This is a genomic window from Luteolibacter sp. AS25 (assembly GCF_046736275.1).
GTDB lineage: Bacteria > Verrucomicrobiota > Verrucomicrobiia > Verrucomicrobiales > Akkermansiaceae > Luteolibacter.
In genome coordinates this window covers 752,447-764,802 of the sequence record NZ_CP151837.1, presented here as the reverse complement: position 1 = coordinate 764,802, position 12,356 = coordinate 752,447, and the positions used below count along the sequence as shown (strand labels likewise).

General features: G+C 50.7%; 11 protein-coding genes. 8 read left to right on the top strand and 3 right to left on the bottom strand.

Annotation, left to right across the window (positions count from 1 at the left end):
• Positions 1-629 precede the first annotated feature (629 nt).
• A complete protein-coding gene (locus AAGA79_RS03615) occupies positions 630-1,610 on the bottom strand; it encodes a PfkB family carbohydrate kinase (RefSeq protein WP_411827414.1) in 981 nt (326 codons plus the stop codon).
• 147 nt (positions 1,611-1,757) lie between these two features.
• Between AAGA79_RS03615 and AAGA79_RS03610 the strand changes: the two genes are divergently transcribed.
• On the top strand, positions 1,758-2,723 hold the full coding sequence (locus AAGA79_RS03610; protein WP_411827413.1) for a glycosyltransferase family 9 protein: 966 nt from the start codon (positions 1,758-1,760) through the stop codon (positions 2,721-2,723).
• Here the strand turns inward: AAGA79_RS03610 and AAGA79_RS03605 are convergent.
• The gene (locus tag AAGA79_RS03605) at positions 2,700-3,062 is read right to left on the bottom strand and encodes a sulfite exporter TauE/SafE family protein (RefSeq protein ID WP_411827412.1); all 363 of its coding nucleotides are present in this window, start codon (positions 3,060-3,062) and stop codon (positions 2,700-2,702) included. The two genes, AAGA79_RS03610 and AAGA79_RS03605, sit on opposite strands and share 24 nt — an antisense overlap.
• Positions 3,063-3,104: 42 nt before the next feature.
• Positions 3,105-3,458 carry a cupin domain-containing protein gene (locus AAGA79_RS03600; RefSeq protein ID WP_411827411.1) on the bottom strand — a complete coding sequence of 118 codons (354 nt, stop codon included), beginning with the start codon at positions 3,456-3,458 and terminating at the stop codon, positions 3,105-3,107.
• Positions 3,459-3,572: 114 nt separating this feature from the next.
• On the opposite strand from AAGA79_RS03600, the gene purU reads away from it, so the two are divergent.
• The 7 genes from purU (at position 3,573) to AAGA79_RS03565 (ending at position 12,349) form a co-directional block, all read left to right on the top strand.
• A complete protein-coding gene (purU, locus tag AAGA79_RS03595; protein ID WP_411827410.1) occupies positions 3,573-4,478 on the top strand; it encodes a formyltetrahydrofolate deformylase in 906 nt (301 codons plus the stop codon).
• Between the two features lie 168 nt (positions 4,479-4,646).
• The gene (gene tig / locus AAGA79_RS03590; RefSeq protein ID WP_411827409.1) at positions 4,647-5,987 is read left to right on the top strand and encodes a trigger factor; all 1,341 of its coding nucleotides are present in this window, start codon (positions 4,647-4,649) and stop codon (positions 5,985-5,987) included.
• Between the two features lie 5 nt (positions 5,988-5,992).
• Positions 5,993-6,673, top strand: a complete 681-nt coding sequence (locus tag AAGA79_RS03585) for an ATP-dependent Clp protease proteolytic subunit (protein WP_411827408.1) — start codon at positions 5,993-5,995, stop codon at positions 6,671-6,673.
• A 54-nt stretch (positions 6,674-6,727) separates the two neighbouring features.
• Positions 6,728-8,032, top strand: coding sequence for an ATP-dependent Clp protease ATP-binding subunit ClpX (gene clpX, locus AAGA79_RS03580; protein ID WP_411827407.1), 1,305 nt, complete (start codon positions 6,728-6,730; stop codon positions 8,030-8,032).
• Positions 8,033-8,184: 152 nt separating this feature from the next.
• Positions 8,185-10,011 (top strand): asparagine synthase (glutamine-hydrolyzing), encoded by a 1,827-nt coding sequence (asnB, locus tag AAGA79_RS03575; protein ID WP_411827406.1) that lies wholly within the window; start codon positions 8,185-8,187, stop codon positions 10,009-10,011.
• A 124-nt stretch (positions 10,012-10,135) separates the two neighbouring features.
• A complete protein-coding gene (locus tag AAGA79_RS03570) occupies positions 10,136-10,894 on the top strand; it encodes a hypothetical protein (RefSeq protein ID WP_411827405.1) in 759 nt (252 codons plus the stop codon).
• Positions 10,895-10,921: 27 nt separating this feature from the next.
• Positions 10,922-12,349 (top strand): tetratricopeptide repeat protein, encoded by a 1,428-nt coding sequence (locus AAGA79_RS03565; protein WP_411827404.1) that lies wholly within the window; start codon positions 10,922-10,924, stop codon positions 12,347-12,349.
• Positions 12,350-12,356 lie beyond the last annotated feature (7 nt).

The following is a 12,356-nucleotide window of genomic DNA, read 5'->3' as shown; positions in this document are numbered from 1 at the left end:
TAATTGCGTAATTTTCCAAATTGTTCTTATAAGAAAGAAACCCGAAGGCCTCCCCCTTACGTACTGCGCGTTAATTTCGCGCAGCGCACAATTTAATCTTTTTCTTCATCCCAACAAAAATCTCATCTGCTTACGACTGCCACTTTCCTTTGTAAGTCGAACTTACTTCCAGAACTTGGCGCGATTCTTGCTAGGCCACACTATCAAAGAGCTTGTTTCGAGGGGACTAAAAAGCCGATCGGGTAATTGCTGTCGAAAGTAAACTTTCGAGGAGCGGGTTACCGCGACCGACTGGCAGTCTCTCGGTCGGCGCTGAGTCGCGTCGACGGGCGAAACCTAGCTCAAATATCCCCAAAACGTCAATACGTTTCTGCAGGTTTTGTTGAGAAAATTTCAGGGATACCTCTAACTTCCTAACCGTGAGCTCTTTACGCGGAATTCAAACTCGAAATATTTTTCGTCCGTAACTCCACATTTTGCATGTCGTATACAGCAAATTACAAACTCTCAATAGACCCCTTCTAAGATCTGAGTCTTAAGTGCGAATTCTACAGCGATCTCTACGCTTACAAAAAAGCCAGCGTCGAAACGCTGGCTCTCATCAAACAAGTTCTCTTAGCTAGTCGCTGCTAGGATGGCCAATGGGACAGATCTCTCAGAAGGTCCAAACGGGCTTCAATTTCCTTCTTACTTACAGCGGCCAATTTATCAGTTGAAAAAGCTTCACATGTGAAGGAGGCGACGACCGAGCCATAGACGACCGCCTGTCGCACATCGTCGAACGTGTATTCGGATTTCTCCAGAGATGATAGATAGCCCGCTAACGCACCCAGGAACGAATCTCCTGCCCCTGTTGGGTCTGCAACTTCACAAAGCGGAAACGCCGCACACCTGAAGAGATCGTAATTCTTTCCAAATAGGGTGAATTTTGAGGGTTCACCGCCTTCAGCATGCTGTGAAAACAGAATTGCTCCGAACTCACCTAATTTGATCACCACATTGTTTGGTCCCTTTCCAAGTAGCCGCTCGCCGGCAACCATCAGATTCGATGTTTTGCAAAAATCACGAGCTTCAGATTCATTAATGACGAGCAAGTCGATCTTTTTCAAAACCTCATGAAGCTCGTCATTTGCGATCGTAATCCAAAGATCCATCGTGTCTGCGGCTATGAATGGCTTTTCAGCAGTAAGCTGCTCAATCATCTGAAGTTGATTAACCGGATGCATGTTCGCCAACACAACTACCGGAGCTGATGCCATCTCGGCAGGCACCTTCGGCGTCCAGTCTTCCAGAACATTGATAGCCACATCAAGAGTATCACGATCGTTCATATTCTCATGATACTCACCGCTCCATGAGAAGGTATCTCCCTCGGACTTCTCGAGCCCCACCGTCGAAATCCCCTTCGATTCGAAGTGATCCAGATGTTGTTGCGGAAAATCCTTTCCTATAATCCCAACAAGATGGATCGGAGAGGTGAAATAAGATGCTGCAATGGCTGTGTAAGAAGCGGAACCTCCGAGAAGGTTTTTTCCCTCTGCTGTTGGCGTTTTGATATTATCGATAGCGATAGAACCGCCAATAAGGACGGCATTTTCTGAATTGGGCATGCCATTGGCTAACCTTTCCGCAGGATAATTCACAATCCAGAATTCAGCATTTCCGATTTCATTGGGACAGCTTTAAGGTTGAATTCAAAAGTGATCGTGGTGTGACTTCCCTAATCTTTGATCCATCCATGAAAATGCAACCGAGCTATGTACGATAAAAATGGAATCCTAATTGCTACCCCCCTACGTTGGGACGAGGCATGCTTTTCCGTGCCCGCAATCAGGGCTCTGTGCAGCTCTGGATTGGCAGGAGGACTACTATGCCCGGCGGAGCAAGAGGAATTTTGGGAAACCGTATGTCCGCTACCTATTACCATATATCCCGAAAACGCTACTATTTCCAAGCTACTGAAAATTATCGGAGCGGGGTGGGAGGCTTCACTGGTATGGGAAAATGAACGAGCAGCAAAGGCATTTGCGAAACTTAAAATCCAGAAACGCCTTGGACCATCCGATTCTCCGATAAGTAAATATCTCACCCACCCGATTGAGACTGCCGAGAAATCTGTAGAGCACCGCGTCCACTTTTATCTCAATACCTGTGAAAAGATGGGACTGCCCGTCAAAAAACCGGAGTATTTCCTGCCTGCTAATTTGGGACAAAAGCAACAATCAAACACAGTCCTCCTCTGCCCTGGTTCAGATTTTGGTATCAGTTACGAGTGGCCTCTGGAAAAATGGCAGGAATTGGCCATTAAACTTCTAGACCAGGGAAAGAAGCTCACGGTCGCATGCCTTATTGGAGGTAGGGGGCAAGGGAAAGCACTTGCCGACAAATTAGGGGATCGTGTTGGTTTTTTCGAGGCGTCACCGTTGGCGGGCACTCTCCCGCTTCTGGCAAGCCATGCGCTTGTTATCTCGGCGGATAGTTCTCTCCCCCACCTTGCCGCTCACGCCGGCACCACCTGTCTGACTTTATTCGGTCCAAACGAGCCTTTGTGGAAACGTCCACTGGGCACCCGACATGTAGTAGCAAAGAAAGCAGTGGAATGCTCACCTTGTTTCTCAGAGAAATGCCTGCTCGATCAGCGTTGCCAGACAGAGTTGGACGTCAACACTGTCTTCAAAGCCATCCCAGGGTTGGAAGGATCAGCCTTTGATCAGCATCCGTAGCCCAAAAACAACGAGTACCACCCCAAAGGTTCGCGTTAGCATTTGGTTGGATAAAGATCTCATCAGATCACTGCCGAACCAAGCGGTCAAAGCTGAGGCAGCCCCTACTGCTACTACGATCTTCCAATCGATCAGATTGCCTGAACGCGCATTGTTCACCGTAGCGGCTAAAGCAGTTACAATTATAACAGCCAAAGAAGTGGCCACCGCCTGCTTCTGTTCAAATCCGAGGAAAGTTACAAAAGCTGGAACGAGAACAATCCCGCCTCCTACACCACAGAGCGCCCCCAACAGACCGGCCGTCAAACCGATGAGAATGGAAAGAATAACAATTTTCATAAGTTTGGTTCTGTTTCTAAAATCCCCCTAAACGCCTTCATTTTATTCAAAGAAGGTATCCTCATGCCGATAAGGTGGAGCGCAACAACATAAAAAGGAAAGATCCTTCACCGCATGAATTTCGTGCCACGCACCAGCAGGAATCAAAATAGCATCTCCGGCCACCACCATTTGTTGCTCTCCGTCGATTTCCATTTGCCCGCTACCACCCAAGATATAGTAAAACTCCTCGCTCTCCTTATGATAGTGCCGCTGCGTGCATTCCCCGGAAGGAATTCGTGCTTCCGCTAGGCTCTGATTTTTTACTGGAGCGTTCGCGAGATCCAGCAGACTGGTAATATTTGAGCCATCCTTTGTAATGAAAGGCACCTGCTTCGAGTGTTTCCTGATTTCCATAAAATACCCCTTCCCTCTACCTACTAGCAACGGAGTATACCACTAGGAATTCCCGCAAATTACAGACCTTGCATCAATTGCGCCTAGCAACTAAATCACAGCGAGATCGATCCAGTGCCAAGTCTTACTTTCAAACGAATCACACCTCAACCTTCTCAACCAGTGCGCCCCGGCCTTATCTTAAAACTATCATCGCCCGATCAATCAGGAATCGTAGCGAGAATTGCCACCTACGTAGCCTCTCACAGCGGAAATCTTATCGAGTTCAATCAATTTTCCGATCGAGTCGGTAAAAAATTCTTCGCACGTCTCGAAATCGATACCGCGAATCTCGACGTCACAGTTGAAGATTTCAAAGCTAGCTTCGGCACGCTTGGTCGCTCTCTCGGCGCCACATGGCACTTCCGTACTTTGCCTTATAAAATGCGCACCGCCGTCCTCGTCACGAAGACCGATCATTGCCTCAACGAAATTCTCCTTCGAACTGAACTCAATGAACTTCCTATCGAGATCACTTCACTGATTGGAAACCGCACCAACTGCGCGCCGATTGCCGAAAAAGCAGGCCTCCCTTTCCATCACATAGAGATGGACGGAGACCACCGCGAAAGCGGCTTCGAGCAAATCCGCTCTCTCATTCTAGACCAAGACGTCGAACTCATCGTCCTCGCCCGGTTCATGCAGATCCTACCAAATAGCTTCTGCCAGGAATTTTCGGGAAAAATCATCAACATCCATCATTCCTTCCTCCCCGCATTTATCGGTGCCAACCCCTATCGCCAGGCGCACGACCGCGGAGTCAAACTCATCGGCGCCACCTGTCACTACGTCACAGCCGATCTGGATGCGGGACCAATCATTGAACAGGAGGTCGAGCGAGTCTCTCACTTCCACTCCCCCAATGACCTCGCCCGCCTAGGACGCCAGTGCGAACGAATCGCTCTGGCCAAAGGGATTCGCTTCCACGTGCACGACCGCACAGTCATCGACGGCCACCGCGCCATCGTCTTTCCGGACTAGGAAGCCCCGAATTTTACCGTTTAGAAACGCCTCCTATAACCACTCCCGCCAGGCAAACAAAAATCACTCTCAACCGAAAGATGGTATTTTAGAGTTGAGTTTTGAATTTTGTAAGTTGCCAACCCCGCCTTCCTACCCATAGCTTCCCTCCCCCAAAGCAGAACATTTATGAACATCGTCGTCGAAAAACAGCCGAAATGCATCGCAACACTCAACGTGGAAGTTCCCGCCGCCGACGTTGCCGCCAAACGCGCATCCATCACCTCTACCTACACATCCCAAGCTAAGATCCCAGGCTTCCGCCCAGGAAAGGCTCCTAAAAGTGTAATCAACAAGCGTTTCGGCAAGGAGATCTCAGCAGAACTCAACGAAGCCATCTTCAGAACAGCATGTGACGAAGCACTTGAGAAAGAAGACCTCAAGGTCCTCGACTTCGGCTTCCCTGAGAATCTTGAAGAAAAGGAAGACGGCACAATCACCTTCTCCACCAACCTCATTCTCGCTCCTGAATTCGAGCTTCCGGAATACAAGGGAATCGAAATCAAATCCCCGCCGACCGAAGTCACAGATGAAGAGCTCAATGCTCAACTCGAAAACCTCCGCGAGCGCCTCGCCGAGTTCGAAGACGTGGCCGATCGCCCGATCCAGAACGACGACATCGCAGTAGTGGATTTCACTACCACCATCGACGGCAAAGAGCTCACCGAAGTTATCGGTGAAAAAGGCCAGTACCTCGCTAAACGTGAGAACCACTGGCTTCCAATTAAGGAAGGATCATTCCTCCCGGGTTACGCAGAGCAACTCGTCGGCCTCAACGAAGGAGACAAAAAGGATGTAACTATCACTCTAGACGACGAATTCCCATTCGAAGAACTTCGCGGCAAGGAACTCACCCTCCACACGAGCGTGGAAGGCATCAAAACCCAGAAGCTTCCAGAGCTTGATGACGCATTCGCTGAGAAACTTGTTCCAGGAAAAGGACTCGAAGACATCAAGGACATGCTTCGTGACAACATGGGCCAGGAAAAAGTAAAACAAGTCAACGACCTCAAAGTGAACCAGATCGTTGAGCACCTCAACAAAGTGGTTACCTTTGACCTCCCTGAAGCCATCGTCGAGCGCGAGACTCAAAACCAGGCAAACGCACTCGTCGAAGAAGGCACCAAACAAGGCGCATCCGAAGATGATATCGTGAAACGTGAGGAAGAAATCTTCTCCGCCGCCACACAACGGGCCACCACCAACCTCAGCACAAACTTCATTCTTCAGGAAATCGCCCGTGAAGAGAAAATCTCTGTTAGTGATAACGACCTTCTCGCGCGCATTCAGCAAATCGCTGAACAACGCAAAGAGCCTATCAAGAAAGTCATCAAGGACCTTCAGAAGAATAATCAGATCCAATCGATCCGTAATTCCATGATCATTGGTCAGACCATTGACTTCCTTCTTGAGCAGGCGAAAGTCACTGAAGTTTCCGCAGAGGAATTCGAAGCAAAAGACGCTGAATAATTATCATGAACCACTTTCCACACTTCAACAACGCCTCCTACGAGGCACCGAAAAACAACTACTACGTACCCGTTGTCATCGAGTCTGATGCACGTGGAGAGCGTTCGTTCGATATTTATTCGCGCCTTCTCAAGGACCGCATCATCTTCATTGGCACAGCCATTGATGATGGTGTCGCAAACTCGGTCATCGCACAGCTTCTGTTTCTTCAGATGCAGGATCCCAAAAAGGACATCCACATCTACATCAACAGTCCCGGCGGTTCAGTGACCGCCGGCCTCGCAATGTATGATACCATGCAGTTCCTCACATGCGATGTGAACACCTACTGCATCGGTATCGCAGCATCCATGGGCTCGGTTCTCCTTACCGCGGGAACAAAGGGCAAACGTTTCTGCCTCCCTAACTCACACGTCATGATCCATCAGGTATCCGGCGGTGCGCAGGGAACAGCCTCGGATGTGGAACGGACCATCGGGTTCATGTTCAATCTCAAGAAAAAACTCAACGGCATCCTTGCCCACCACACAGGCAAAACCGTAGAGGAAATTGAAAAAGATTCCGACCGTGATAATTACATGTCCGCCGAGGAATCCGTAGCCTACGGCCTCGTCGATAAAGTTCTCGAATCCCGCAAGCAACTGCCCGAATCCGTGCAGACCGAGCTGGACAAACCATCCGAGTAATTCACTCGAGATATTTTGTTTCGGATTTGAAAATTAGAGTTTAGAGTTTTCCTCATGGCACGCGCTTCCAATCTCACCATGTGCTCCTTCTGCGGAAAGAGCCACTCAGAGGTCAAAAAACTCATCGCTGGCCCGGGCGTTTACATCTGTAACGAATGTGTAGACGTCTGCGGCAACATCCTGGCAAAAGAGCTCAACCCAACCGATGCGAAAGCCACGGGGAAAAAAGCCAAAAAGAAACCCTCCAGCAAAGGCTTGGAGGAAATCCCCACTCCTGCGGAACTTGTAGGTGAGTTGGATAACTACGTCATCGGCCAAGAGAATGCCAAACGCACGCTATCCGTAGCTGTATACAACCATTACTTGCGCCTCAATCAGGACGATCTCAACCACTCCGCGGAATTCAACGACGTAGAAATTGAGAAATCAAACGTCCTCCTTCTCGGTTCCACCGGATCCGGGAAAACACTTCTCGCCCGCACACTTGCGCGGGTCCTTGATGTTCCCTTCTGCATCGTGGATGCCACGACCCTCACAGAGGCCGGCTATGTTGGAGAAGATGTGGAAAACATTATCCTACGTCTACTCCAAGCCGCTGATTTCGATGTCGAGCGCGCCGAACGGGGGATAATCTACGTCGATGAAATCGATAAAATCGGGCGCAAAACGGAGAACGTATCCATCACCCGGGACGTATCCGGCGAAGGTGTCCAGCAGGCCCTTCTGAAAATCCTCGAAGGAAGCGTCTGCAATGTCCCCCCGCAAGGTGGTCGCAAACACCCGCAGCAGGAATATATCCAGGTCAACACCGAGAAAATCCTCTTCGTCTGTGGCGGTGCCTTCGTTGGGCTAGAGGATATTGTACGCCGCCGTCTCGGCAGCAAAACTCTCGGATTCCATAGTGAAAACAAGGTTGATGAATTCGATGAAAAGACTTCAAAGATTCTCACCAAAGTACTTCCGGAAGATCTGCTCCATTTTGGCCTCATCCCGGAATTTATTGGACGCCTCCCGGTGATCACCGCACTTCGTAAACTCAATGAGGACCAGCTCGTCCAGATCCTCACCGAGCCGAAAAACGCTTTGGTAAAGCAGTATTCGAAACAGCTGGCACTCAATGACGTAAAGCTCCGCATCACTCGGGACGCTCTACGCGCCATTGCCCAGGAAGCAGTGGAAAGAGGCACCGGCGCACGGGCCTTGCGGTCGATTTTCGAGAAAATCATGCTCGATATCATGTATGAGGTGCCATCCCGTGGTGATATCGAAGCCGTCTCCATCAACCGGAAAGTTGTTGAAGGAGAAAAAGCCCCATCCTTCCGCCGTCGCAAAGCCGATGATGCAGAGGATGCGGCTTAGAAAAGCAAATACTCCGCACCACCAGCTGAAGGAGTATCCACAGCGTTTTATTATACCCAGCTGGGAAATTTATTCTTTGATTGGCCAGTGATTTAGTTCGGCCCTCATCAAGCGAGCCTTTCAATAACCTCCATAACCACTAGGGTCTCCCCATGTGCGGAATCGCCGGTGGCCTTCAACTCTCTCCAGACCGCTTAGAGGACATGCTTCGCGTCCTCCACCACCGAGGACCCGATGGCTCAGGTAAACACTTCGGCGCCAATTTCTCGCTTGGCATGACCCGCCTCGCCATCCTCGACTCAAAAAACGGCAAACAGCCCTTCTCCTCCCCTGATCAGCGCATCCACGCTATCTGCAACGGAGAAATCTATAATTGGCAGGAACTACGCCAACAACTCCAGGACCTCGGCCACCAATTCCACACCAGATGTGATGCTGAAATCATCCCTGCCGGCTACCTCGAATGGGGCACCGACCTCCCCACAAAGCTCAACGGCATGTTCGCCATCGCCATCCACGATGCCGAAAACGACACCCTCTTTCTCGCCCGCGACCGTTGCGGTCAAAAACCCCTCTACCTCACCACCTCCGATAGCGCCCCCCTCCGCTTCGCCTCGGAGATCAAAGCCCTCGCTGCTGGCTCAGTACTACTCATTCCAGATCCCACGCAATTGGCAACCTGGCTTAGCCTCCGCTACCTCCCCGAGCCAGCCACTCTCTATCAAAACATCCAGACTCTTCCCGCCGCCCACTGGACTCTCATCCAAAAGAACGGCTCCCGCCTTACCCAACGCTACTGGCAACCCGATACCTCCTCATCTCCCCGAAGTGGAGACCTCGATACTCTTGACCAGCTCACACGCTCATCCGTAGAGCTCGCCCTCCAATCCGATGTCCCCGTCGCCGCGTATCTCTCCGGCGGCGTCGACTCTGCCCTCCTCGCCCACTACCTCCACGACCTCGGTGCTGACATCAGCACAGTCTCCTTGGGGTTCGGTTCCTCTTCAGACGAAACCCCCGCGGCTCAAGCCACCGCAGACCACCTAAATCTACCTCACCACCCGCTCCAACTTAAACCGGAATCCCTCCAAGACCTCCCCCGCGTTGTCTCGCAAATGGACCTCCCCGTCGGCGACACCCTCATCCTCGCATTCGACCACCTCGCCGCTCATACCACCTCCCTCGGTGCCAAGGTCGCCCTCGGCGGCGAAGGCCCAGACGAGCACTTTGCCGGATACTCCTTCCAAAAAGCCTTCCTCACTGCTCAAAAACTCGGCCCTTTCGGTCGACCTCTAGCTGCCACCGCCCTTCAACACCTCCCCCAACCCCTGCTTAACCGCCTCGCAAACTTTCCCGCCACCCTCGGGCCCGAAGGACGCCATAAAATTACCGACTACCTACGTCAATTCGGCACCCTCACATCTCACCAAAAAGCCACCAACCTCCACACCCTTTTCACCCCACCAGAAATCTCAAGCCTTCTGCACCCCGACCTTCTCGCCAGCCAAGCTACTCCTCCCTATACCCCGGAAATCACCAACTTAAATTTACTCCTGGCTCCCCAATACACTTCCTGGCTCCCCGACTGGTCACTTATCCGCCAAGACCGCAATACCATGGCACACTCCCTCGAATACCGCGCCCCCTTCCTAGACCACCGAATCATCGATTTTGCCTTCACCCTTCCGGACTCTCAAAAGGTCACCCTCCGCCACGACAAATACCTCTGGCGGAAACTCGCTGCCCGTCACCTCCCAAAAACTATCACTCAACGTCCTAAGCAGCCATTCTATCTACCTCTCGAACACCCCAGTTGGCGCATCCCTTTCCTCGAAATGGCGCGTGATATCCTCTCCCCGCAAACTCTTGCAAACCACCCCTACTTCGACCCGAAATCTATAAACCCACTATTTAAATCCACTACTTTTCTCCCTCTGAAACAACTCGCTGCCATCGTCATCCTTCAGCTCTGGCTCTGAGCATATCTACCAAAGGACGGAAAAAGCAGAACGCTTGTTATAAAAAACAGTCCTGAAAGTAAAAATCTTGTAATAGTTAAAATTAAACTATAAGACTATAAATCTTCTAATAACCCTCAGCCCGATGAAACTGCCAATACTTGCCTTATTTCTCTGCGGTTCTTCCCTTTATGCCCAGACCACGATCACTTCGGGCACAAATCCTTTCGGCCCCCTGAGCAGCGCAACCGATACTTTTTCTATTTCTGGCGGTGAGACCACATTCTCCAATAGCAATAACCAAGGCTCCGGGATCGTCCTAGATCCCTCCGCAAATGGCACCAATCCTTTTACGGGAACTGCACCTACTTACTTTGACTTCAGTTCACGTGTAGGAGGCACATTTATGGAAATGTTCTTCGGCCAGGTGGGAAGCACTCCCAATAGCTCCGATGGCATCAATGCAGATACGACGGCTTTCTCCCTGCGCCTCTCGGATGCTGGCGTTCAAATTTATTCCCGCGGGAGTGTTACAGATACTTTTGCGCCATCGACCAGCCTGATGATTGGCGACAAGCTGAATTTTTATGTTGTAGTCACACCAACTATTCAGAACGGCAACCAATACCTTTTCGACTACGATGTTAATATCGAAGTCGATGCCACTGGGGAGGATTTTTCCCTGACCGGAATCCGTGCTAACCAAAACGGGCAGTCACTCGCATCGATCGAAGCCTACACGTTTAACGCCATAGGAACTCGTAATGACTCAGGTGCCGCTCAGGATAATGTTATGGGATTTGTAACGATCTCAGACTCGCCAATCGTAATACCTGAGGCCAGTGCCTCAATCCTAGCGGCTTTGGGGTTCGTCGGCCTTGGGTTTATTCGCCGCCGCAAGTAAGTTTCATCTATCAGTGATAGACCACACATGAACTGGTGCCAGAGAAGTTGGATATTTCTTATCGCCTTATTTCTATTAACGGCTGCACTTTATTTTCCCAGCTTAGCTTACCCTTGGCTGGAAATTGAGGACGGGGATTACTATTTACGAAATCCTCTTTTCTCTGATCTTCCCCTCAGCTCGCGCTTAATCGCAGCGTGGACCCATGCGCCGGAGCACAACTGGATGCCTGGCACTTGGACACTGGGAATCCTAGTTCACGAGTTGGTTGGTTTTAACGCATGGGTGTTTCGTGCTACTTCCCTGATTCTTCATCTGGGGAATTCCTATCTGCTCTTTCGTCTGTTCCAGCGTTTAAATCCTTCACAGCCGCTGGCGGTTGGACTTGCAGCGATCTTTTTCGCGTTACATCCGACACAAATAGAGTGTGTCGTCTGGATTTCCTCAATGAAGGGATTGCTTAGCACTGCGTTTGCTTTGATCTCCCTGCAATGCTTCCTTTCGCATAAACCTAAGCGAACATGGGGATCCTTGGCTTTCGGTGCGGCATTATTGTGTAAGCAGGATGTAGTAGCCTTACCCTTTATTTTGGCCGTCTTGAGCTTATTGGTCGGACAGAAGCAAAAGCTTGTCAGTTATATCAGCCTTGGATTGATGTCCTGCGTTGCAGCGGCAATGACAATGTTGGGCAATCGGGGAAATGTTAGCCCCGCCACTCCTGAAGGAGCCCTCGCTCTCATAGCCCGACCGTTTTGCGCCCTAGGAAACTATCTTTCACACTGGCTCTTTCCGGTAGGTCTTTACCCAGAGTATCGCTTCGAAGCCCACGCGCACTGGCTCAATGGAATACTAGGAGCAACTGGAATACTCCTAGTCGCTGGCTTAGTGATTCTCTGCCTCAAGCGCAGAGAGAACACATACCTTCTCTTACTAGCGGGCAGCTCGGCCACATTACTGGCCTTAGCACCTGTGTTAGGTCTGTTACCTAGTCCTCTAGAGTTTGCCAGTGATCGCCTATCCTACTTTGCCTCGGTCTTCATGGCGATGGTGGTGGGAGTAATTGCAGCTCAGCTTCTACGAAATGAGAAAATGCAGCTCGGAGGTATGTTCCTATTGGCCCTGGTCTTTGCTGGCCTAAGCTGGCACCAGCTCAAAGCGTGGCAGAATGATGAAACACTTTGCCGATACATTATCGCACAAGATCAGTTTCACTATCTGGCAGGTGCCAACTTGGCATTGATTCACGCCCGGGCAGGAGATTTCCATCAAGCAGAACCACTACTACGCAATGTGGTAGCCGCGCATCCGAAGCGAGCACGCGCCTCGGTGGAGCTTGTAAAAGTGCTCCGTGTGCAGGGAAAAAAACAAGAAGCCGACAGAATCCTGGAACAAGCTCTTCAGTGGCATCCGCACGACGCTTCCCTATTGGGATTACGACTGGTAGAGGGCCCCTGAACCGATA